Source organism: Leptospira inadai serovar Lyme str. 10, assembly GCF_000243675.2.
In the GTDB taxonomy this organism is placed as follows: Bacteria; Spirochaetota; Leptospiria; order Leptospirales; family Leptospiraceae; genus Leptospira_B; species Leptospira_B inadai.
In genome coordinates, this window is the sequence record NZ_AHMM02000015.1 from 144,753 (window position 1) to 166,821 (window position 22,069).

Consider the following 22,069-nt stretch of genomic DNA (forward strand, 5'->3'; position numbering starts at 1 on the left):
TAACCTTCCCTTAGGCGTTCTCGATGGTCTCGAATTTAATCTTCTTTTTGCTCTTGGAATATTCGTCTTCATAGTCCGAGATATCCACGGTGTTTCCCTCGGAGTCGGTGATGACGATGTCCAGAGCAAGTCCCCTGAGTTCCTGTACCAATACGTTGAATGATTCCGGAATTCCCGGCTTGATGGAATGGATTCCTTTTACGATCGCCTCGTAAATTCTCGCCCTTCCCAACATATCGTCGGATTTAATGGTGAGGAGCTCCTGCAATGTATGGGATGCGCCATATGCTTCCAGCGCCCACACTTCCATTTCTCCCAAACGCTGTCCCCCGAACTGAGCCTTACCACCCAAAGGTTGCTGAGTAACCAAAGAGTAGGGTCCGGTGGAACGAGCGTGGATTTTGTCATCAACGAGGTGGGCCAGCTTCAACATATAAATGTATCCGCAAAACACTTCGTTCATGAACGGCAAACCCGTCCGTCCGTCGTACAATCTAAATTTAGAACTGAGAGGAAGATTCGCTTCCTTACAATATTTTTCCACGTCCGCTTCGGTGGCTCCGTCGAATACCGGGGTCTCGAAATTAATTCCGAGACGGCTTGCGGCCAATCCGAGTTGTGTCTCGAAAATCTGGCCCAAGTTCATCCTGGAAGGAACTCCTAACGGATTCAATACGATGTCCATCGGAGTACCATCTTCCATGTACGGCATGTCCTCTTCGGCCATGATCCGAGCCACGACACCTTTATTTCCGTGGCGTCCGGCCATCTTGTCTCCGACCAGAAGCTTACGCTTGCGAGCTACGAAAACCTTGACCATCTCTTCCACACCCGCGGGCAATTCGTCGCCTTTCTCACGGGAGAAGCGCTTGATGTCGATTACTGTTCCTTCGAAACCGTTAGGCATGCGAAGAGAAGAATCCCTGACCTCCTTCGCTTTTTCGCCGAAAATGGAATGTAGAAGTTTGTATTCCGGAGTCAGATCGGTTTCTCCTTTTGGAGTCACCATCCCGACCAGAATATCTCCCGGTTTCACTTCCGCACCGATGCGAATCACGCCGGTTTCATCCAGATCGCGGAAAGCTTTGTCCGAAAGATTCGGGATGTCCCGAGTAATCTGCTCTTGTCCCAATTTGGTTTCCCGAGCTTGGATCTCGAACTCTTCGATGTGGATAGAAGAGAAAATATCGTCTTTTACGACTTTCTCGGAAATGAGGATCGCGTCCTCGAAGTTATACCCTTCCCAAGGCATAAACGCTACCAGAACGTTTCGTCCTAATGCAAGAGTTCCGTTATCGACGGCAGGTCCGTCCGCGAGAACGGTTCCTTTTTGCAGAATGTTTCCGAGCTCGTCCATTCTCTCGCCAAAGACGACTTGTCCTGCAAGAGTAGTTCCTCTCCGAACTTCTTCTCCGTTGGAAACGATCGGATGATACTGTTTAGAACCGGAAGTAAGATTGTATTCTCTTATGCTTCCGTTATCCGCAGTGACTTCAATTTTCTCCCTGGTTACCTTGTTGACTTTTCCGTCTATCTCGGAGTGGATCACTCCGACTACGGGAGTTTGGTTAAAGCAAGTGCCTTGGTTGGTCTTCTTAAATTTCGTCAAGTCGTACGTATCGGATTCTTTGCCGCCCTTTTGCTCGACGACGACTTTTTCCGCATCGACGTATTTCACGTATCCGTCTTGTTTCGCGATTACGCAAATTCGGGAATCATACGCAGCACGACTTTCCATTCCGGTTCCCACATAGGGAGCTTCCTGGCGGAGTAAAGGCACCGCTTGGCGCTGCATGTTGGAACCCATCAGGGCCCGGTTTGCGTCGTCATGCTCCAAGAAAGGAATCAATGCCGTCGAAACGGAAACCACCTGCATCGGAGCCAAATCCATGTACTGGATTTCGTTCGGATTTCTAAACGGGAAGTCGGAACGGTGGCGAGTCGAGATGAGTTTGCTTTTAAACTCTCCTTTCTCGTCCACAGCCGAAGAAGATTGGGCTATATAATGATATTCTTCCTTATCCGCGGTCAGGTATTCGATTTGATTCGCGACCTTTCCGTTCTTAACCACGCGGTACGGCGTTTCTAGGAAGCCGTAATCGTTTACCCGCGCATAAGAAGACATGGAAAGAATGAGCCCGATGTTCGGACCTTCAGGAGTTTCGATCGGACACATACGACCGTAGTGGCTGTAATGAACGTCCCGCACTTCGAATCCCGCTCTGTCTCGAGAAAGACCGCCCGGACCGAGCGCGTTAAGACGTCTTTTATGAGTTAATTCCGCCAAAGGGTTGGTTTGATCCATGAACTGAGACAATTGGCTGGAACCGAAGAACTCGTTGATAACCGCAGTGATCGGTTTGATCGAAATCAGAAGTTGCGGAGTTTGGGTCCCGACTTCTTGAACCGTCATTCTCTCTTTGATCACGCGCTCAACCCGAGTAAAACCGACTTTCAATTGATTGGAGATCAATTCTCCCACCGATCTGATACGACGGTTTCCTAGGTGGTCGATATCGTCCGGATAGTAGTTCTCGGTTTCGGAAATCAGATTCAATAAATAGCGAACGGTTTCGATGATATCGGCCGGGCGAAGGACTCTTTCTTTCGCGCTCGTAAACTCTTTCGGGTTATTGAATTCGAATTTGCTATTAATCTTATAACGGCCGACGTCTCCCAAATCGAAGGTTTTAGGAGAGAAGAAGAGGCGATTGAGTTCGGTCTCGGCGTTTTCGATCGTAGAAGGTTCGCCTTGTCGCATAATACCGTGGAATTTAAGAACTGCGTCTTCGTAGTCGTTGACGCCGTCTTTTTCCAGACAGTTCACGAGAACGGGGTTATCCTTATCACGGGGAAACTCGACTAATTCGACTTCTTTTACCTTCATCTCTTTCAAGATGGAGATATTGTCTTCGTTGATCTTGGAGCCGGCTTCGAGCATGACCTCCCCGGTCTCCATGTTGATCACGTCCGCGATTACGCGTCGACCGATCAATCTCTTGAGTTCGCGGGAGCTCCCACCGGCAAGCTTCGCCTTGGAAGCTTTGTAGAAAAGACGAAGAATTTCCTCGTTCGTGCCGTGTCCTAAGGATTTAATCAAAAGAGTGGCGGGAAATTTTTTCTTTCTATCGATTTTGGCGACCAGAATTCCCTTATTGTCCATCTCGAATTCCAGCCAGGATCCGCGGTATGGAATCACACGAGCGGAATATGTATCTCTTTCCGCATCGTAGGAAAAGAAAATTCCTGGAGAACGGTGGAGCTGACTCACGACAACGCGCTCGGCCCCGTTGATGATAAAGGTTCCTTGCTCGGTCATCACGGGAAGATCGCCCATATAAACGACCTGCTCGCGAATCTCGCCCGTTTCCTTGATGATAAGACGAATAACCGCCTTTAGGGGAAGTGCGAACGTCGCATCGGTATCTTTGCATTCTTGCGGTGATTTCTTTGGATCGCCCAAAACATAGTGACTGTATTCCATCACCATATCGTTATTCGGACTTTCGATCGGAAAAGTTTCGCGGAAGACCGCTTCTAACCCTTGGTTCTTTCTTTTGGTAGGGTCCTTAACTTCGGATTGAAGAAACCAGTCGAAGGACTTCTTCTGAATCTGAATCAAGTTGGAAAGGTAATCCAGATTGGTTATCTTACCGAAATTTACCCGTTTTCTCTCTACTTGACCGTACATCGGATACCCCCTAATGGATAATGAAAAATCATAATATGTGTGAATAAAAGCAATAAAGCAAGGAGGTCCATAGGGCCTCCTTGCCTAAGTGAAAGGATTGTAATCTGGTATCTAGGAGACTAGCCCCGAACAGATTAGACTGCCTTAAGTTCGATTTGAGCGCCAACCGCTTCTAGTTTCTTTTTCAGATCGTCGGCTTCCGCTTTCGCGACGCCTTCTTTCACTGCTTTTCCGCCAGCTTCCACTAGATCTTTAGCTTCTTTTAAGCCAAGACCGGTGATCTCGCGAACTACCTTAATAACTTCGATTTTCTTATCTCCGAAGCCTTTCAGGACGACATTGAAAGATGCCGGCTCTTCGGCTGCTGCAGCTGGTGCTGCTCCGCCGCCTGCTGCGGCAACTGCTACGGGAGCAGCTGCGGAAATTCCGAACTTCTCCTCCATCTTTTTGACGAGGTCGGCTGCCTCGACCAGGGTCAGCTTGCCGATTTGCTCTAATAACGCTTCAGTGGTAGACATTGGGTGCTCCTTTGATTCCGTATGGTCCTTTGTACTAAATGGGTTCTACTGGTTGTTTTTCTCTGCGGTTGCTTGAATGGCTCGCGCAAGACTTGCGATGATCTGGTTGATTCCGGAAGCGATACTCCGGGCCGGACCGTTGATTCCGCCTGCGATCTGAGCAAGAAGTTGTTCTCTGCTCGGAAGACCTGCGATTGCTTCTACGCCTTCCGCATCCAAAACCGATCCGTCCAAGTAACCTGCTTTTAAAATTAGGTTCTTATTGGTTTTAGCAAATTCCTTCAGGACTTTTGCTACGGAGGGTAGATTCGCGTCGGCGAAAATTGCCGCCAAGGGACCTTGGTATTCGGGTCCAAAGGCAATGTTTTTATCCTTATGCTTTTCTGATTCCTTGAGTGCGAGAAGGAAAAGGTTGTTCTTGACCACCTTTAATTCCGAACCCTCTTTGCGGAGTTTCGCCCGGAGACCGGTGATTTCCTCCACGGTAAGGCCGCTGTAGCTAGCTAGGATAAAGTCGCTACTTGCCTCAAGTTTGCCCTTTAATAGGGCGACTGCTTCGTGTTTTTCCTGGCTGGGCATCTGATTCTTCTCCCTGTCTTCGACCTTAAACGGCCGAGTTGACCAGTTCCTTAACGTCGACTTTGATCCCTGCGCCCATCGTAGGAGAGACCGCAAAGGTTTTCAGGTAATCGCCCTTGGCATCCGAGGGTTTATCCCGGAGAAGGGTTTGAACTACGGTACGAATATTTTCCACAAGCTTGGTTTGATCAAAACTAACCTTGCCGACTCCTAGATGAACGACGCCACCTTTATCGGGACGATATTCGATCCTTCCGGACTTGAGTTCGCCGACCGCTTTTGCAACATCGTTGGTGACCGTTCCCGCTTTCGGCTTAGGCATTAAACCTTTACGTCCCAAGATCGGTCCCAGCTTTCCGACATCCTTCATCATATCCGGAGTCGCAACGCAGGCATCAAAATCCGTCCATCCGCCCGCGACCTTTTCGATTAGGTCCGCGTCGCCAACGAATTCCGCACCTGCAGCCTTAGCTTCGTTTTGCTTGTCTCCCTTACAGAAAACTAATACACGAACTAGCTTTCCGGTTCCGTGAGGAAGGGAAATCGTTCCACGAATATTCTGAAGAGACTTATAATTGACTTTAGTGGCGATTTCTATGGTTCCATCGAATTTGGTGTAGGAAGAAGCTTTCGCTAATTCTACCGCTTTCTCGATGGGATACACCTTAGTGCTGTCGATATTCTCTTTTACAGCACGATATTTTTTTCCGCGCTTCATCGTTTTATCCTTCTACCGTGACGCCCATAGAACGGCAGGTTCCCGCAATAATCTGAACCGCAGCGTCCAAATCATTGGCGTTGAGGTCTTCCATCTTGGTCTTTGCAATCTCTTCGAGCTGCTTACGAGTAATCTTCCCGACCTTAACGGTATGGGGAGTAGCGGAACCAGTTTCCAGGCCGATCGCCTTCTTAACGAGAAGAGCTGCCGGAGGAGACTTGGTAATGAACGTGAAACTCCGATCGGAGAATACGGTGATTACAACGGGAAGTTTCAGGCCGATTTGAGCCTTGCTCCTTTCGTTGAATTGTTTGCAGAACTCCATAATGTTCAAACCGGCTTGACCGAGAGCGGGACCTACTGGAGGTGCCGGGTTGGCCTTGCCTGCTTCCACTTGAAGCTTAATCTGCTTTACGACTTTTTTTGCTGCCATTGGCGAAACACCTTACTTGTTTCTCCCGGTTCACCCACCGGTCAGGGTTCGGTTTTGACCTGTAGATAATCTAATTCCACAGGGGTGGATCTTCCGAAAATCTCCACCTTCACTCTGAGCCTTCCCTTATCCGGGAAGATCTCATCCACGACTCCGGTAAAGTTGGCAAACGGTCCGTCGATAATCTTGAGACTATCGCCAACTTTGAACAACAACCGCGGTGCGGCCGGTTCCTCCGATTTCAGCTCTCCGGATTCCGCAAAGAGATTCTTTACTTCGTCCACGGAGAGAGGCTCCGGACCCCCATCCTTGGATCCAACAAACGTGGAAACGGACGGAAGGCTTTGGATCATGAAACGTAGATCATCGTCCATGTCCATTTCAATAAGAACGTAACCCGGCATTAGCTTCTTTTTAGAAACCTTCTTCTTGCCGTTCTTCATTTCGGCGACGTCCATGGTAGGAATGCGAATCTGCGGAATCTTTTCCTCCAGCTTGCGCTGTTGAACAAGTTTCTCCAAATTCTTCTGCACCTTATTCTCGTGACCGGAGTAAGTCTGCAGCGCATACCATTTCAATTCACCCATGATGATTCCCTCTGCCGCCTCTCGATTCCTATGACTTACAGGTTCCAAAATCCGGTAAGAAGCCGGACAAAGGCCATGTCCGAAAGGAAAAGAAATGTAGAAAAGAAAAGAACCGTGGCCAACACGACAAACGTAGACTGCACTACTTCTTGGCGGTTGGGCCATTGAACTTTTTTCAGTTCTTCGCGGCATTCTTGTATAAAAACGTTTAACTTCACTCGTTTCCTTCCTGTGCTATGACTGCCCTCGAAGAGCCGGTTCCATGCAGGCCCGGAGAGAATCGAACTCCCACCAAGGACTTTGGAGATCCTAGTTCTACCATTAAACTACAGGCCTATAAAATCGTAAAACTAGCCCTCTACCAGGCTTGAACTGGTGACCCCTTCCTTACCATGGAAGTGCTCTACCGCTGAGCTAAGAGGGCATGTTTTGCTATCCGCTCCCAGGTAGGGAAGCTAGAAATACACAGTATTTTTGCCCAGGGTCCCCGGTCAAGGTTTTAGCGTATGTATTCCGAAGAGTTTGGCACTATTTATGCTTGGAGCCGGGATACGAACCGATATCACAGGACGAGATTCTACATTATGTCCCTTTCAGAGGACAGAGGCCAGAGGACAGACGCGTTCGCTTTCAGAGGACGGAGGACGGAGGACAGATGCATTCGCTTCGCTCACGCTAGACAGAAGCTGCTAGATGTTGGAAAAGTAATAAAGGCAGAGGAAAGATCTACTATAACACAGGAATCTTTCTCCAGAACTGGAAACCCTGCTCATCAATGTTCTGTCCTCTGCAGAAGACAGAGGCCAGAAGACTGAAGACAGTAGCTGCTAGATGTTGAAAATGCTACAGAGGATGGGGGAAAATCCACTCTTAGCATAAAAATCTTTCTATAGTGCGTGGAAACGCCGTCTATCAATGTTCTGTCATCTGCCCCGATGCGAGCCGTCAAAATTAGACGCCGCCCGGCCAGATCTGTTCTATAAAACATGGAAATACTATTTCAGATCCTAAATGTTCAAAAAAGGTTGACTAAATACTCTTGTTCTGAGATACTATCGAGTAGTGATATTATCTTTTGCGGATAAAGAGACCAAAATCGTTTGGGATGGTAATTTTTCAAAAAAGATTAAGCTTTCGCCTGCTTTATTTGAGACGGCAAGACGAAAACTTCGCATTATTGCGGCGGCTCCTTCCCTTGATGCTCTAAAGATTCCTCCAAGCAATCATTTAGAGCAATTAAAAGGTGATCGGAAAGGTCAGTGGAGTATAAGAATAAATTCGCGGTATAGAGTTTGCTTCAATTGGTCAGATGGAAATGCATCTGAAGTTGAGATAGTAGATTATCATTAGGAGGTTTAAGATAAATGGCTGGTAAAATAAAAAATATTCATCCTGGAGATATACTGGGCGAGGAGTTTCTTAAACCGATGCAAATATCAGTATATAGATTATCAAAAGAAACGGGTCTTTCGCAGACTAGAATTGGGCAGATTATTCGTGGAGAAAGATCAGTTACAGCAGAAACGGCGTTGAAACTGGGTAAGTTTTTTCAAATCGAACCAGAGTTTTGGTTAAATCTTCAGAATTATTATGATTTGGAAGAAGCCGGTAAGCAGTTTAAAAAGGAATTGGATTCAATTCATAATATTACTGAGTTAGGTTTAATTTCCGCTTAATTATCATTCTTATTATCAACCCCGCCAGCGTTTAAATACGTAGCCTCCGTTTCGCTCGGGATTGCTTCGTAACCCTCGCTTCAGGCTTCGCCAAATTCGATTTTAATAGAAAAAGGTTTTACATTGTAACCCAATGGGTTACAATGTAATTCTTGATACTTTCTTTTAAACATAAAGGATTGGAACAGTTTTTTGAGACTGGAAGTAAAAAGGGAATTCAGCCTGATCATGCAGACAAATTAGCACGTATTTTGGATAGGTTAGATTCATCCATATCTCCTAAAGATATGAATTTGCCAGCTTATAGATTACATCCGCTTAAAGGGAAAGAAAAGGTTAGATGGTCAGTTTGGATAAATGGCAACTGGCGGATTACTTTTGAATTTGCAAGTGAGAATGCTATATTAGTGGATTATGAAGATTATCATTAAGGCAAGAATTTATGAATAAAAGAAAACCTACTCATCCTGGTGAAATCTTATTGGAAGATATAATAAAACCTTTGGGCTTAACGATAACGGAAGCTGCAAAAGATTTAGGAATATCACGTAAGACACTTTCTGAAATAGTAAATGGAAAGAGTTCGATAACACCCGAGACAGCAGTTCGGATTGCTTTAGCGACAAATACTTCTGCAGAGAGTTGGTTAAATATGCAGATTAAATTGGATTTATGGACAGCCCTGCAGGACAAGCCCCGGAATGTTATTAAATTTCCCGCATCAGCTTAAACTTATTTAATCTAATTTTTCTTTAAAGGCCAAATCGTCGCCTAACCATGGCCAGAAGACTGAAGACAGTAGCTGTTAGATGTTGAAAATGCTACAGAGGACGGGGGAAAATCCACTCTTAGCATAAAAATCTTTCTATAGTACGTGGAAATTTCGTTTATCGATGTTCTGTCCTCAGTCATCTGTCTTCTGTCCTCTGGAATGAGAACCTGTGCCGACAACTTCCCCTTCCACAACGCCGCAACTCCTCATGATTGGAACGGTTGGAAACGGAAGAAATAGCATGAACACGGTCCAAGGTGGAAAAAAATCGATTCCATCGATATATACGACTGCGTTCTTCAGTTTGACCGATTTGTGCTCATCAAAATCGGGATCGGCAATTAGATCGTTCCAAGTGGAAGGAAAAGGGCGATTGTACCAAAACAAAACGATGAATGAATACATACATTTCCGAAATTTGACCTTATTCGGCTGAACGACTTGCACCTCTTCCATTTTAGGGGAACCGTTCGGATCAATCTGGATCCTCCGAATGTATCCTTTCTCGTATAAGCAGGCCTGAAGCGTGAGGATAATCAGAACGAAGATTATAAATCGACTCATTTCTTTTTTCTTTCCGGAGTGTATTCGATTTTCCAACAACCGCCGGAATGTTCGAAGTGAACGTCGAGGAAGGCTATAATTTTAGGATCCCTTTCCATCTCCTTCTTGAGAGCCTCCCTAAGAACATCCGTCTTTGCCCCATGAATGCCCACTTGAAACGCATTCAAAAAGGTTTTATCGCATAATTCGGTTTTAATTCGTTCGTTCGACGCTAGGGTATGGGTCGCGGAATATTCCGATCCGATCGTAAGCTCGTCGAACTGTCCGAGAACTTTCCTCCCGTAACAATCCAGTAAAGATAGGGAGGCAACAAAGCACGCAATAATGCGCACGCAAATAGGATTCAAACTCATCTTTAAGGTAGAAACTTCCTTTCTTTACCGAGGAAGTCAAGAGCCATTCTCTAATTCGCGTATAAGTCCGATGTACAAATAGAAGATAAGAATTTCGTAAAAGCCGATCGAACGAACGGAAGTATATCGCAATGAAAATGATACGAATATTTAAAAAAGAAGTTCGAAAGAATTTCCTAAAAAAATTCACTTAATAACTCATTTAATAAGCGAAATATAAGCGGGAGGCTCCGAGGTGTTAGAATTGATTTTAAAAAGCGGAACCAGCTCGAACTTAAAAAGATACCTTCATAATCGTGGATCTAAAACGAGGACGCACTAACCGGAATGCCGGAGCTTGTTCCGATATTCTTAGCGGCGATATTCTTTCGAAGATAAGTGCGCCGAAATCGGAGCCTTTTTTCTCTTAAAATTTAATACGGAAGTTTATCTAGCTTACTCGAAATATCATCCAAGTAACTCGCTTGGATTTCCTGGATTTCCAGCAATTTCCTGTTTTGATGCGCGATCAGATAATCGATCTTTTCGTGCAAAAGCTTGATTTCCAATTCCGCCTTTAGATTAATTTTGTAATCGTGTTCGCTGCGAATTCTGTCCTTTTGCTCCTGACGATTTTGACTCATCATGATGATCGGCGCCTGAATCGCGGCAACACAGGAAAGCAATAAATTCAAAAGTATGAACGGGTAAACGTCGAAGGGACGAAAGAAAACATTTCCTACGTTGATCGATATCCAAATCAAGATGAATGTGAAAAACGAAAAAATGAAAGTCCAGCTTCCGCCAAACTCCGCCAGCTGATCGGAGATTTTCTCTCCGAAAGTAAGCCGATGCTCCATCGTCGGTTCGATATTTTCGGAGAGAATCTCATTCTTTTCTATCGATTCGAGAACCTCTTTCTCCAATCGATCCAATTCGGTAGATTCTTCGTTTATCAAATGGCTCAGGTATTTTTTTTGGAATTCCTTGACTTTCGGAATCGAAATGAACGAATCGGGAGTCAGTTCAGGATACTCTAACTTCATTTTTTGGAAAATGAGCCTCGGAATCGTACTCGCCTTATAACAGTTTTCCGAATCCGCTTCCTCTTTCGTAATCGAACAAACCACCTTATCCATCTTAGACCTCTTATCAAAGATTGATAAGAGTCACCGGGAAAAGCAATTGCTAAAATGAACCGGAAATAATCGCCCGATTCTTTCCTTCCGGAATCAAGGAAGGGTGGATCGCCCAGGATAAAGCCGGCGGCAATACCTTAAAGCCATCGGACGATAGAGTTCCCTCCGTTACATACTTTGCGTACAGTCTATTGATCGTTTCCCCATCCGATATAAATCGGTCCGGCTGCCCGTCTCCGTTCGTATCCAACTCCATACGAGACATCGGATAAATCCAAAGGTCCACTCCCGGCTTGTGATCGGTATCGGACTCGATCCTAGCGATAATCCCGGAAATCGATTGGGGGGACGCAAGCCAGTTAAAATAGACGGTCGTTTCAAATCTTCCGTCTCCGTTCAAATCCTGAAGTTCCACTATTTTGAAATTATTAGGTCCATAATAGGTCTTCACATCGATCGGCCTTCCGGGTTTCGTTGCCAGTTCTCTATAGAGAACATTCGTATTTTTTGGATTCGTAGGGTCACCGGATACCCATTGCCAAGTATCCGCCATACCGGATCGGCGCTCATCAATCTCGATAAATACGATCTTCCCTGTCTTCTTAAATAGATAGGAGTGGACATTAGGGTCCACTCCTCTTACCGCAGAATAATCGGTCGTCTCGAACGATCCGGAACAAGATAGAACCAAGAAATAACCGCAGAAAGGGAGAAATATTAAGAATATTTGCCGCAAAAAAGACATACCAATGCCAACCGTCATTTTAACACCCAGTAGATTTTTATTTTTGGCAGAAATGATAGAAACGAGTTCAAAAATAAATCGTAAAGATAAGTCGATCTCTGGACTCTCAGGACAAAAAAGGAAGAATTCTTACTTTCCTAACAAAATATCCTTGGCAAGTTTCATTTTCAATAAATCAAGTATCATTATGATGTTTTATTTATGAATTATTTTTCATTTTAACCAAATCTGACCAAAAATCCTTCTTTCCCATTTTTGTCAAATTGAATATTAATTACAATATTTTATATCAAAAAGATAATTTTTATCGACGCGTAGAAAATCATTCCGAAGAATGCCCCTTAAACCTAAGTACGGAGATCTTCTTCACCATGAAAAAAATAATATTGACCGGGATTGCAATTATTTGCCTTTCCAGTTTCACCAATTGTACACAAAAGAAAAAGAGTAACGATGACGCCGCGATCATTGCCCTTTTGGCCCTAACCTCCGGAAACTGTGCCCAGACTCAAAAATTAGGGCCCAACAGTTACCTTTCTTCTCTATCGCCCATTCCTTCCAGCTCTTGCAACCAAGCAACTCTCTACGGAACGGACCCAAATGCAACCTTTACGATCGCCAAAGGGCAATTCACGGCTGCTCTTAATATCGCTCAAGGCCTTAGCGGATGTACAAATACGAGTGCGGCAATTCAAAATCAGATGAACGGTGGCCCCCTAAGCCAAAGTGCTTGGACATCAGTGACCGCAAGTTTACAATGGACCCCGATCACAAGTATGATTGCGGAAGGAAGTGCCTCTATTACTAAATCTTGGCCTTCCTTGACTACGGCACAAACCAGTGCAATTATCTCCGCTAGCGTAGCCCAATTCCAAAATTTTCAATATGAAAATTTAGTAATGACTTTTGCATCAATAGCAAGTGAACCTTCCTGCTCATCTGCCGTCCTCGCTAAAATAAATACGGACTTTCCTACAAGCCAATTTCTTTGGAGCAATGTTACACCGACTGCGGCCGCGCCTACGTTAATAGCAATCGGATGTTCTTATGGAACGTCTCGTAACACCGCTATCGGCCAGTGCGCGACTTTAAATAATACCTATTAATCAAAGCGAATCACTGATCTTGTTAGGACCTTTCTGGAAGAAAGGTCCTTTTCAGAGGACAGATGACTGAGGACAGACGCGCTCGATGTTATGAAGGCAGCTGGGCTAGAGGACCGATCTACTATAACGCAAGAATCTTCCTCTAGAACATGGAAACTATGCTTATCAATGTTCAGTCCTCCGTCCTCTGTCTTCTCCTTAAAATTTCCGTAATGGAAGTAAATTAATTTCGTGCACGGATCGCAGAGGCTTGGAACGAAAATCGAATCGCAAAGGTTAAATGTTCCTCCGTCAGAGTTTGATACATCCCGTTTGGGATATCATTCCTCTCGATCTTAGAAATTCGTTTATTATAATAATTTGTAACCCTTTCTTCCTGAGATATCCTTCCGTACTCTAGATTCGTTTCGAGGAAGAGTTCAGGAATTATAATTCCGAAACTTCTATTTTCTCAAACGAGGAAACTATCGAATCGTCATGAATATTCCTCTATTCGATATTTTACTTGATTTAAATTATGCTATTTTAGAATATTTTATATAAAGGTATTTGTATGTTTCTAAAGGAGATTCGTCATTTTTATGAGTGGAAGGATTTACTCTACTCTCCGGAACATTTCGTCCAAGGGTTTCCCGCGTTTGAATTGGCGAGAGAATGGCAGGAAGCCGAGGGAATTCCGGAAGGAGTTTCCAATCGATTTTCGCGATTAAAGGAATTGTCCGATTTGAAATTTATGTTCGGGATTCCCCAGTATAAAATCTCGATGCCCCCGCTTTCACAGCAGTCGCAAGCGGATCTATTAGCATTTTGTAAAAATCGAGCGGGACTCTGGATCTTAGCGGTCGACGGTAAGGAATCCCTAGGCCCTATCATCTCCGATTGGTTGGAAGAATCTCCCGCGAGATTGCAAAAACTCTCCTCTCTACTTTCCACACTGGGAATCCGACTGGAGCGAACTCTTTCCTTACGTTACCAACTGCTCCGAAGACTTTATTCCCTGGTTTCCGTAATGGATGATTTTTCGACGCCGAGAGGTATTTTTCTCGTCCAAAGCTTCGGCAAAAATCCGGGCATCCAAACCGATTTTAATCAACTATTGGAGGCTTTCGAAATCGTACCGAATCATGATTTCCTTCCGGAGCCCTCGATCATAGGAGGACGAAGCATCTATTTCGCGTTGCATCGCTCTTTGGAAATATGATTTGGATACGACTTCGTCCAAACCGCAGGTATAGCCGGCATCGATCGGAAGGCTTGCCGAATCCGTTAAACGGAAAGTAGAAATCTAAATGCTGCTACCGCGTCCGTTTCTTCTTCTTTACGGAGGCAGCTTTTAAGGTCTTTCTGCTTTGACTTTTCAATTTTCCGGAGGCGGAAGCGTAAAAGAAAAATTCCACAGGCTTGCCTAAAAACCTACTTAATTCTAACAACTCCAAGACATCTACTCGTCTTTGACAGGATTCGATCTTGGAAACCAAGGATTGCTTTATGCCTAGCGCTTGAGCTACATCCTCTTGAGTCAGTTCCGCCGAAATACGTGCTTGTCGCACTTTATCTATGATCCGGCGATATTCGTCGCTATATATAGTCTTACTCAAAGTTCTCCCATTTTACTTCTATTTTCTTTATATACCAAATCGGAATAGGGAAAAATTCGTTGATAAACGAAAAGGACAAAATCAGATCCGATTGACAAATATCTTGTTTTGAAAATGTAAAAGAAATTTACTTCGGCCGGAAATTTTACGAGGGCGCGGAATTTCCGAAAACAGGATGAGATTCCGTGGTCCGGAAAGTAGGATATCAAATTGAGTTTTTAGGCGGAAATTGTCCGTAAACGAACTAGGTTCGAGACCAAGCTACTTCTTTTTCGGAACTGCGGCTTTTAAGGTTCTTTTTTTGGGACGATCCGTCTCGTCAAACCGGAAAAAGAAATCCACAGGTTTTCGGTATAATTTGGCGAACGTCCAAAATTCGATCACGTCTATTCTCCGATCGCCCGATTCGATTTTAGATATATAGGATTGCGGCTCGCCGAGAGCATTGGCAACTTCGACTTGCGTGTATCCGGCTTCCTTCCTGGCCCGCTTTAAAAGCCTTTGGAAAGAACGATATTCCTCAGTATAGATTGTTTTCGCCAAAACATAAATATTCTACTTTCCAAACCGGTATATACCAAATCAGGATATGAAGATTCCGGAATCCTGCTTGCTCCCGAAATAGATCCGTTTTTTCTACGGTCATGCCTCAAACTTTTTCCATCGGTATGCTCCTTTTCCCGGATTTGACTCATCTGGATCTTACGGGACCCCACGAAGTATTTTCTAGAATACCCAATACGAAACTTTCTCTCGTTGCAGAAGCGGTGGTTCCGATTTTGGCCGAGCGGGGACTCGCGATCTTGCCGGACCTTCCCCTTCAAGATTCGCCGAAATTCGACCTAGTTTTCGTTCCGGGTGGAACCGGGATAAATGCCGTCATGGAGAATGAAAAAATCCTTTCTTGGCTTACGAACCAAGCGAAGTCCGCGAAGTACATAACCTCGGTTTGTACGGGTTCTCTGGCGCTGGCGGCTGCCGGACTTCTGGACGGATTTTCCGCTACCACTCATTGGTTGTCGCTGGATATCCTACGGCTCTTTCCCGGTATCAACGTTAAGGAAGACAGAATCGTGCGGGATGGAAATCGTATTACGGGCGGCGGAGTGACTGCCGGAATCGACTTTGCCCTTAGTGTCGCCGCCGATCTGAACGGGGCCAACATCGCACAAGAAATTCAACTCATGCTCGAGTATGACCCCAGTCCTCCTTTTAACACGGGCCATCCAAGATCCGCGCCTAGAGAAATTCTAAATTCTGTCGCATCGAGTCGGAGAGAGGCTCAAATCAAACGAAAGGAAATCGCGGTCCGCGCGATTGAGCGACTCAAATCCTAAAAATGGAGCCGCTAACTTTCCGGGTTTTTATTTCCGTCTAAACCCTTTAATAAATCCACGAGTTCTCCTAAATGCCTAAGATCGCCTTTCTCGTTCTTATGAAAGGAAGTCCAACCCAATTCCCTTGTTGGAGTAATGTCCAACTCGACTTTGTCCCCGCAATAGAATAATTTCTCCGGGGGTAGACCGACCGTCTCGGAAGCCGCCTGAAAAATTCGGTGGGACGGTTTCTCGAATCCGAATTCGGCGGATACAAAAATGGGATTAAAATAGGAAAGAACCCCTACACTATTCAACAAGTCCCGCAAACGGTGATCCCAATTCGAAATAATTCCGAGTCCATATCCGGATTTCTTTATGAACGAAAGTAAATGCGGAAATCCGGGATCGATTTCCCAAACGGACGGATCATCGAATTTTTGGAATATGGAAAGGAAGATCGGATCCGGATCCAAATTCGAGCCGATCTCTTTCAAAAAAATCCCGAGCAAATCCCTCCACCAACCTTCGCTTCCTCCGGAATGAGCGTGAAATTTATCGCGATGTTCGGGAAGAGGCTCCTTCGTTAATTCGGAGTAAGCCTTGCGAAACGCCCGCTCCAAAGAACCCGAGGGCCGATTTGCGTCGGTAAGCCCGAAATTTTTCAGCACGTCGAAGTATATTTCTCCCGCCGGTTTTTTCATCGTGAGGAGAGTGTCCCCGACATCCAGGAAAAGAAATCGATCGGAATTTAAAGATATTTGCATTCTATTAACATTCAAGAATAGGAGAATTCAGATCCCGAAATCCACGATACCTTTTTTCCGTATCAAGCTCCATTTCGTAAAAACAATCTTTCAGTCATTAGACTATTCGATAAACGTTAACTTCCCGATTACGGGTGAGACGGTTGATGCCCCGGTTGAATGGCCAATTTGGTTTCATCGGCTCCGTCCTTCAGTTTCGGATCCAAAGACGATTTACGTGCCAGCTTCAGTTCTCTCAGAACCGCTTCCTCCTTTTCCCGAGCCACTAGTTTATCCCGGGATTGTACGGAAGCTTTGACCGATTCCAATACGGATGCAAGAAGGACCTCGGAGGGTTTATCCCAAATCGCGGAAGTGATTACTACGACGATTTTTCGATGAGGAATCACGTAGATGAATTGTCCGCCCTTTCCGGTGGCCATGAACGTCGACTTCCCCTCGAATTCATGAAGCCACCAATGCAATCCGTACCGGTGCTCTACACCCGGCTCCAGAGTCCAAGCGATCCATTCAGGACGTAAAATCTGTTTTCCGTGCCACTTGCCGCCTTCTAAATAGAGTTGCCCCAGTTTGGCCATGTCGATCGCTCTCAGTCTAAGGCCGAATCCTCCGGTTTGCCGTCCCGAGGAGGCCGTATACCATTCCTCTCCCCGAATTCCTAACCAGGAAAAAGCGGTATTCTTTGCGTATTCGTATAGGCTCTTACCCGATTTTGCTTCCAAATAACCCGCGGCCAGCTGCGAATCTCCGTTGGAATATTCGAATTTCGTGCCGGGTGGCGATGATAAGGACGGTTCCCAAGCGACTGCTAACGGATCGGCATCCGTTCGAATCTCTTCTTTCTTCGGAAAGGAATCCCAGCCCATTCCCGAACTCATCCGAAGCGCGTCCTTTAATCGGATGGATTCCTTTCCCGCCAGCTCGGATGGAAGAATTCCAGGAAGGTTTTCTTCCGCCCTTGCCAAACTTTCATCCAGATTCACCCCGCAAGAGTTGCTGTAGCAAATACCAAGTAAAAGAGAGAGCATGGACTTGGTGACCGAATACATATTATGATTATGATTTCGAGATATTCCACCTGCGTATCTTTCCCAAATAAGATTTCCGTCTTTGAGAATTAGCAAGGAGCGAACCTCTGTTTTTTCCTTTCTCAACTTTTGGGAATATTCGACTAAAGGTTTGGAATCCATTCCGGCTTCCTCGGGAAAATGAACCGGGAATCCCTCTGCCGGAGTTCTATCCAATGTTCCGGGATGTTCCCAAGTAACTCCATCGGGAAGCTTGACCCATCCCCAAGCAAGGGCGCTACAATTCGAAAAAGCGATAAGAGAAACTATCGTTATAAAAATCTTAAAACGCAAAATCGAATTCCATCCTTACTTTTTCCAAAATGTATCTTTCGGAGATCCTAACGAAAGACCTTTCAAGTTGCAATCCAATTGGACGGATCGTCGGGAAATATTTTTCCAAAATTTTTCCGGGAAAAACCGAGAAAGTCGAAGCCTCCGATTGTTTAACTAAATGTCCCATTGCGGTCTCTAACGAGGGGAAGGCGAAAAGTTGCGAGCGATTAGAATTCGTCCCGCTAAAATATTCCCTCAATCCTTTAGACCGTCGATCCGTTCCGTTGATAATTTTCTTTTCGGAAGAGTAAGTCCGATCTTTTAGTCGTATTAAACGAATCTTTTCTTGCAGGAAGCGAAATAGTTTAGAGTCTGGAGTCATGTCTTCCTCATTCTCGCTCAAGGGTAAGAGAGTGTTTCTCCTCGCGGCTTTTCTTTTCTCGCTTTCTCACTGTTTTTTCGCCGTTGATTGGAGCCGAGGTGCGGGGCCGAAAGGAAAAGAAAGAGCCGTCCTACAAGACGTTCCCGATACGGACGAGGCCAATCTTTCGCACGAAGAACTGAAGAGAGCCGGTAAGAAGCCGATCTTTAAGAGCGAAGAGGAAAGGCGATTATTCGAAGTTATGTCCGCTGAAGGCGGCGATTCTAAAACCGCAAAAAATTGCACGGTCCTCTATAATAGCTGCAAAGATAAATGCTGGAAGGAATTTCCGATCCCCAGCGTCGAAACCGTTTTTACCGCGATCAGCGTGGATAGAAAAAGATGGAACTGCGTAGGAACATGCCAGAACGTTTGCAACCACTTTGATCCTGCCTCCTCGGGCGGCTCCATGCCGAACTCGGGAAAGGGAAATTACGCCAATCCGAATGCGCCTAGATATTGATCGGCCCACCTTACTTTAATCGTTTTTAAACCTTCACTCGATCCCCTTGAGAAAGAGTGGACAAACTTGGGCGAGAGCGTAATTTCCTTCCTTTCGGAGGAAAGAATGTCATCCCAAGAAATTCTCGTTTTTACTACGCTCGCTGACCGTGATTTGGCCGAAGAGTATATCGCAGAAATGCTCCAACAAGGAATTATCGTCAGCGGCACGATTTTTCCGGAAGTCGCACTTCTTTATCAATGGGAAGGGAAACTAACGATCGATTCGGAAAATAAACTTCTTTTAAAAGCTAAGGCGGAACATTATCCCGCGATCGAAGAATTCATTATGAAAAAACATCCTTATTTGGCTCCCGAAATCATACGCTTGGACGTTAGCTTCGGTTCCGATAAGTTTAAATCTTTTATAAAAGAAAAAATCGCCAAAGGCGGTTGAGCCTCCGATAAATCCAAGGAGCAGAGCACTTCGCGAATCCTCTAGGATTATTCGAATTTGATCAAAAAGGAATCTTCGGTTCCGCCGGAATCCGATTGGCCGAATAAGGAAGCGCCGGTATAACCGGTTCCAAACAAGTTTCCGGGGAAATCGACGGAAATACCGGTGGCATTCGTATTCGCTCCGGCGCCTAAAAGTTTTATCCGCTTTATGAACGATACCGAATCATTGGAATATCGCAAGTATATAGCGAAAAAAATTAAATAGCGAATCCGGCTTAACGAAAATTGCAAAAGCAATTCCGGCCAACGCTCCGTAAAGATGCGCATCGTGATTCACTCCGTCCTGCGCCTTTTTCGAAGCATAATACGTATAACCCAGATAGGCTAATGCAAAAATCGGTGCCGGTATCGGGATTGGAATCAAAAACATATATATGCTGGACTGAGGATAAAATAGAACAGAGGCGAATACGATTCCGGAAGTTCCACCGGATGCGCCCAAAGTTCCGTAAGCCGGATTATCCTTATTTTTGAGAAGAGACACTCCGCTCGCGGCTAAAATCGCGGCGAGATAAATCCCTACAAAACCTAAGCCTCCGATCGTATATTCCACGGCGGGACCGAAGAAATACAGAGTGATCATATTAAACATCAAGTGGAAAATATCCGAATGCAGGAAGGCGCTCGTTATCAGCGTATAATATCGTCCCTGCCTTGAATCTCGAAACGGCCGCAATAGAAATTTCTCCAGAAGTTCCGGGTTGCCCATTAACGCGTACAAACTGAAAGCTGCGGTGATTCCGATCGTAATCTCGGTTAGCATTTTATATTCTCTCTTACTATGCTTTCAAAGATAGCATTTTATCTCGGAGCATTGCAGCGCGTTCGAAGTCCAACTCTTTTGCGGCTTTAAGCATTTCCTCTCGCAGACGCTCTTTTAATTCCTCCTTGGAAGAGAAATTCTTTTCTTTAAATTGCTTCTCGATACTCTCTAGAGCCGCTTCTTCCAACGTATATTCTTTTTGCTCCCGGTCGATAATGTCGTTGATTTCCTTCGAAATCGTTTTCGGAGAAATTCTGTATTTCCTATTATGTTCTTCCTGAATCGTACGACGGCGACGGGTTTCTCCGATGGCTTTTTCCATCGAATCGGTCGTTTTATCGGCGTATAAGACGGCCGTCCCGTTGATGTTACGAGCCGCCCGACCGATCGTCTGTATTAGAGATTTATAATTCCTTAAAAAGCCTTCCTTGTCCGCGTCCAAAATAGCGACTAGCGTCACTTCCGGGAGATCCAAGCCTTCCCGGAGCAAATTGATTCCGACGAGAACGTCGTATATGCCTTTCCGAAGATCCCGAAGGATCTCCACTCTTTCCAAGGTGTCCACTTCGGAGTGCAAATAAGAGACCTTAATTCCTAGTTCCTTATAATAGTCGGTCAGGTCTTCCGACATTTTTTTGGTAAGAGTCGTCACTAAAACCCTTTCGTCGCGATCCACTCGTTTACGAATCTCTGTCAAAAGATCTTCGACCTGATTTTTCGTCGGTCGAACTTCCACAACCGGATCTAATAAGCCCGTTGGTCGGATGATCTGCTCGACGATCGTCTTACTTTTTTGCATTTCGTAATCGGCGGGAGTCGCGGACACGTATAAGGTCCTCGGAGTTAAACTTTCGAACTCCGGAAAATTTAACGGGCGATTATCCAGTGCAGAAGGTAATCTAAATCCGAAATCCACTAGCGTTTGCTTGCGAGCTCTATCGCCCGCGTACATTCCGCCTACCTGCGGAATGGTTACATGTGATTCGTCGACGATAAGTAAAAAATCTCCGCGAAAATAATCGAGTAAGCATGCAGGCCGCTCGCCCTCTTTCCGTCCCGTTAAGTGTCGGGAATAATTCTCGATCCCGTTGCAATATCCCATCTCCTGAAGCATTTCCATATCGTAGTTCGTACGGGACACGATGCGTTGCGCTTCCAAAAATTTGCTCTCTTTATTGAACTTCGCTTCCTGCTCCTGCATTTCATTCTTAATGACCTGGATTGCGTCTTTTATCATCGGCGAAGACATGATAAAGTGTTTTGCAGGATAAATGAAGCAACGCTCGAGTTTGGCGATAACCTGCCCGGTTACCGGTTGAATCCTGGTAATTGCGTCGATTTCGTCCCCGAAGAATTCGATTCGAATCCCGTCCGTATGATATGCCGGGTACACCTCGACGGAGTCTCCCCGCACTCTGAAATTCCCTCTAGAAAAATCGATATCGTTCCGGTTATATTGAATATGAAGTAATTGACGAATCACCTGATCTCGATCGATCGTATCTCCTTTTTTTAATGTAACTACGGACTTCATATATTCCTCGGGAGATCCCAATCCGTAAATGCAGGAAACCGAACTTACTATGATGACGTCGTCCCTTTCTAAAAGCGAGGACGTCGCACGAAGTCTCAGCTTATCTATCTCCTCGTTCATCGACATATCCTTTTCGATGAACACATCCGATGAAGGTACGTATGCCTCCGGCTGATAATAATCGTAGTACGATACGAAGTATTCTACTGCATTTTCAGGAAAGAAATCCTTGAATTCCCGGAATAACTGTGCCGCCAATGTTTTGTTATGCGAAAGTATCAGAGTCGGCAGCCCTAGTCTTGCGATTACTTCCGCCATAGTAAACGTCTTACCCGAACCGGTCACTCCCACAAGCGTGACTTTCTCTTCCCCCTGCTCGAAGGAAGTCGCAATTTTTTCGATAGCTTGAATTTGATCGCCTGCGGCTTTATAAGGGGAATGAAGTTTAAAAATTGCAGGCATACCGTTTCCTCTTGGTTAGAATCCGCCGGGACAGAAATGTTTTCT

At 45.3% G+C, this 22,069-nt stretch carries 27 protein-coding genes and 2 tRNA genes; 9 read left to right on the top strand and 20 right to left on the bottom strand.

Annotated elements, in window-relative coordinates; translation table 11 throughout:
• Window positions 1-10: 10 nt before the first annotated feature.
• The 9 genes from rpoB to LEP1GSC047_RS04485 all read right to left on the bottom strand — a co-directional run bounded on the left by rpoB (window position 11) and on the right by LEP1GSC047_RS04485 (window position 6,950).
• Complete coding sequence (rpoB, locus tag LEP1GSC047_RS04445) at window positions 11-3,691, bottom strand: DNA-directed RNA polymerase subunit beta (RefSeq protein WP_010414642.1); 3,681 nt, start codon at window positions 3,689-3,691, stop codon at window positions 11-13.
• 134 nt (window positions 3,692-3,825) lie between these two features.
• On the bottom strand, window positions 3,826-4,209 hold the full coding sequence (gene rplL, locus LEP1GSC047_RS04450) for a 50S ribosomal protein L7/L12 (RefSeq protein ID WP_010414644.1): 384 nt from the start codon (window positions 4,207-4,209) through the stop codon (window positions 3,826-3,828).
• A 45-nt stretch (window positions 4,210-4,254) separates the two neighbouring features.
• Entirely contained in the window at window positions 4,255-4,788 is a 534-nt protein-coding gene (gene rplJ, locus LEP1GSC047_RS04455) for a 50S ribosomal protein L10 (RefSeq protein WP_010414646.1), read from the bottom strand.
• Window positions 4,789-4,813: 25 nt separating this feature from the next.
• Window positions 4,814-5,506: a 50S ribosomal protein L1 gene (rplA, locus tag LEP1GSC047_RS04460; RefSeq protein ID WP_010414648.1), complete on the bottom strand. Its 693-nt coding sequence runs from the start codon at window positions 5,504-5,506 to the stop codon at window positions 4,814-4,816.
• 4 nt (window positions 5,507-5,510) lie between these two features.
• On the bottom strand, window positions 5,511-5,939 hold the full coding sequence (rplK, locus tag LEP1GSC047_RS04465; protein WP_010414651.1) for a 50S ribosomal protein L11: 429 nt from the start codon (window positions 5,937-5,939) through the stop codon (window positions 5,511-5,513).
• A gap of 41 nt (window positions 5,940-5,980) precedes the next feature.
• On the bottom strand, window positions 5,981-6,526 hold the full coding sequence (gene nusG, locus LEP1GSC047_RS04470) for a transcription termination/antitermination protein NusG (RefSeq protein ID WP_010414653.1): 546 nt from the start codon (window positions 6,524-6,526) through the stop codon (window positions 5,981-5,983).
• Window positions 6,527-6,561: 35 nt separating this feature from the next.
• A complete protein-coding gene (secE, locus tag LEP1GSC047_RS04475; protein ID WP_010414655.1) occupies window positions 6,562-6,744 on the bottom strand; it encodes a preprotein translocase subunit SecE in 183 nt (60 codons plus the stop codon).
• A gap of 47 nt (window positions 6,745-6,791) precedes the next feature.
• Window positions 6,792-6,862 (bottom strand) — tRNA-Trp (locus LEP1GSC047_RS04480).
• A gap of 16 nt (window positions 6,863-6,878) precedes the next feature.
• A tRNA-Thr gene (locus LEP1GSC047_RS04485) sits at window positions 6,879-6,950 on the bottom strand.
• 638 nt (window positions 6,951-7,588) lie between these two features.
• Here LEP1GSC047_RS04485 and LEP1GSC047_RS21095 point away from each other — a divergent pair.
• The 4 genes from LEP1GSC047_RS21095 (at window position 7,589) to LEP1GSC047_RS04500 (ending at window position 8,932) form a co-directional block, all read left to right on the top strand.
• Window positions 7,589-7,876, top strand: a complete 288-nt coding sequence (locus tag LEP1GSC047_RS21095) for a type II toxin-antitoxin system RelE/ParE family toxin (RefSeq protein ID WP_010414657.1) — start codon at window positions 7,589-7,591, stop codon at window positions 7,874-7,876.
• 14 nt (window positions 7,877-7,890) lie between these two features.
• A complete protein-coding gene (locus LEP1GSC047_RS04490) occupies window positions 7,891-8,202 on the top strand; it encodes a HigA family addiction module antitoxin (protein WP_020988391.1) in 312 nt (103 codons plus the stop codon).
• Window positions 8,203-8,354: 152 nt separating this feature from the next.
• Entirely contained in the window at window positions 8,355-8,633 is a 279-nt protein-coding gene (locus tag LEP1GSC047_RS04495; RefSeq protein ID WP_010414660.1) for a type II toxin-antitoxin system RelE/ParE family toxin, read from the top strand.
• An 11-nt stretch (window positions 8,634-8,644) separates the two neighbouring features.
• The gene (locus LEP1GSC047_RS04500; RefSeq protein ID WP_010414663.1) at window positions 8,645-8,932 is read left to right on the top strand and encodes a HigA family addiction module antitoxin; all 288 of its coding nucleotides are present in this window, start codon (window positions 8,645-8,647) and stop codon (window positions 8,930-8,932) included.
• A 174-nt stretch (window positions 8,933-9,106) separates the two neighbouring features.
• Here the strand turns inward: LEP1GSC047_RS04500 and LEP1GSC047_RS04505 are convergent, their stop codons facing one another.
• The 4 genes from LEP1GSC047_RS04505 to lsa25.6 form a co-directional block, all read right to left on the bottom strand.
• Complete coding sequence (locus LEP1GSC047_RS04505) at window positions 9,107-9,538, bottom strand: hypothetical protein (protein ID WP_010414664.1); 432 nt, start codon at window positions 9,536-9,538, stop codon at window positions 9,107-9,109.
• A complete protein-coding gene (locus tag LEP1GSC047_RS04510) occupies window positions 9,535-9,891 on the bottom strand; it encodes a hypothetical protein (RefSeq protein ID WP_010414666.1) in 357 nt (118 codons plus the stop codon). Before LEP1GSC047_RS04510 ends, LEP1GSC047_RS04505 begins: the two co-directional genes overlap by 4 nt.
• A gap of 413 nt (window positions 9,892-10,304) precedes the next feature.
• Complete coding sequence (locus LEP1GSC047_RS04515; RefSeq protein ID WP_010414668.1) at window positions 10,305-11,009, bottom strand: DUF1003 domain-containing protein; 705 nt, start codon at window positions 11,007-11,009, stop codon at window positions 10,305-10,307.
• Between the two features lie 49 nt (window positions 11,010-11,058).
• Window positions 11,059-11,772, bottom strand: a complete 714-nt coding sequence (gene lsa25.6 / locus LEP1GSC047_RS04520; RefSeq protein ID WP_103186204.1) for an Lsa25.6 family adhesin — start codon at window positions 11,770-11,772, stop codon at window positions 11,059-11,061.
• A 353-nt stretch (window positions 11,773-12,125) separates the two neighbouring features.
• On the opposite strand from lsa25.6, the gene LEP1GSC047_RS04525 reads away from it, so the two are divergent.
• Both LEP1GSC047_RS04525 and LEP1GSC047_RS04530 read left to right on the top strand, forming a co-directional pair.
• A complete protein-coding gene (locus tag LEP1GSC047_RS04525; RefSeq protein ID WP_010414671.1) occupies window positions 12,126-12,860 on the top strand; it encodes a hypothetical protein in 735 nt (244 codons plus the stop codon).
• Between the two features lie 553 nt (window positions 12,861-13,413).
• Window positions 13,414-14,061: a DUF6946 family protein gene (locus tag LEP1GSC047_RS04530; RefSeq protein WP_010414673.1), complete on the top strand. Its 648-nt coding sequence runs from the start codon at window positions 13,414-13,416 to the stop codon at window positions 14,059-14,061.
• A 94-nt stretch (window positions 14,062-14,155) separates the two neighbouring features.
• Here the strand turns inward: LEP1GSC047_RS04530 and LEP1GSC047_RS04535 are convergent, their stop codons facing one another.
• A complete protein-coding gene (locus LEP1GSC047_RS04535; protein WP_010414675.1) occupies window positions 14,156-14,458 on the bottom strand; it encodes a helix-turn-helix domain-containing protein in 303 nt (100 codons plus the stop codon).
• A 261-nt stretch (window positions 14,459-14,719) separates the two neighbouring features.
• A complete protein-coding gene (locus LEP1GSC047_RS04545) occupies window positions 14,720-15,001 on the bottom strand; it encodes a helix-turn-helix domain-containing protein (protein ID WP_010414682.1) in 282 nt (93 codons plus the stop codon).
• Window positions 15,002-15,102: 101 nt separating this feature from the next.
• On the opposite strand from LEP1GSC047_RS04545, the gene LEP1GSC047_RS04550 reads away from it, so the two are divergent.
• On the top strand, window positions 15,103-15,795 hold the full coding sequence (locus LEP1GSC047_RS04550; RefSeq protein ID WP_010414685.1) for a DJ-1/PfpI family protein: 693 nt from the start codon (window positions 15,103-15,105) through the stop codon (window positions 15,793-15,795).
• An 11-nt stretch (window positions 15,796-15,806) separates the two neighbouring features.
• On the opposite strand, the gene LEP1GSC047_RS04555 is transcribed toward LEP1GSC047_RS04550, so the two are convergent.
• Both LEP1GSC047_RS04555 and LEP1GSC047_RS04560 read right to left on the bottom strand, forming a co-directional pair.
• Window positions 15,807-16,541: an HAD-IA family hydrolase gene (locus LEP1GSC047_RS04555; protein WP_020988501.1), complete on the bottom strand. Its 735-nt coding sequence runs from the start codon at window positions 16,539-16,541 to the stop codon at window positions 15,807-15,809.
• Between the two features lie 128 nt (window positions 16,542-16,669).
• Window positions 16,670-17,902: a serine hydrolase domain-containing protein gene (locus LEP1GSC047_RS04560; protein ID WP_010414691.1), complete on the bottom strand. Its 1,233-nt coding sequence runs from the start codon at window positions 17,900-17,902 to the stop codon at window positions 16,670-16,672.
• 362 nt (window positions 17,903-18,264) lie between these two features.
• Here LEP1GSC047_RS04560 and LEP1GSC047_RS04570 point away from each other — a divergent pair, with 362 nt between their 5' ends.
• On the top strand, window positions 18,265-18,768 hold the full coding sequence (locus LEP1GSC047_RS04570) for an LIC_10730 family protein (RefSeq protein ID WP_010414697.1): 504 nt from the start codon (window positions 18,265-18,267) through the stop codon (window positions 18,766-18,768).
• A gap of 105 nt (window positions 18,769-18,873) precedes the next feature.
• Window positions 18,874-19,203: a divalent-cation tolerance protein CutA gene (gene cutA, locus LEP1GSC047_RS04575; protein WP_039934286.1), complete on the top strand. Its 330-nt coding sequence runs from the start codon at window positions 18,874-18,876 to the stop codon at window positions 19,201-19,203.
• A gap of 47 nt (window positions 19,204-19,250) precedes the next feature.
• Here the strand turns inward: cutA and LEP1GSC047_RS04580 are convergent, their stop codons facing one another.
• Genes LEP1GSC047_RS04580 through uvrB form a run of 3 tightly spaced genes read right to left on the bottom strand, consistent with a single transcriptional unit; the run spans window position 19,251 to window position 22,024 of the window.
• The gene (locus LEP1GSC047_RS04580; RefSeq protein WP_010414706.1) at window positions 19,251-19,445 is read right to left on the bottom strand and encodes an SBBP repeat-containing protein; all 195 of its coding nucleotides are present in this window, start codon (window positions 19,443-19,445) and stop codon (window positions 19,251-19,253) included.
• Window positions 19,429-20,028, bottom strand: a complete 600-nt coding sequence (locus LEP1GSC047_RS04585) for a rhomboid family intramembrane serine protease (RefSeq protein WP_010414709.1) — start codon at window positions 20,026-20,028, stop codon at window positions 19,429-19,431. The genes LEP1GSC047_RS04580 and LEP1GSC047_RS04585 overlap by 17 nt, the downstream gene beginning before the upstream one ends.
• A 16-nt stretch (window positions 20,029-20,044) precedes the next feature.
• The gene (gene uvrB / locus LEP1GSC047_RS04590) at window positions 20,045-22,024 is read right to left on the bottom strand and encodes an excinuclease ABC subunit UvrB (RefSeq protein WP_010414712.1); all 1,980 of its coding nucleotides are present in this window, start codon (window positions 22,022-22,024) and stop codon (window positions 20,045-20,047) included.
• Between the last annotated feature and the right edge of the window lie 45 nt (window positions 22,025-22,069).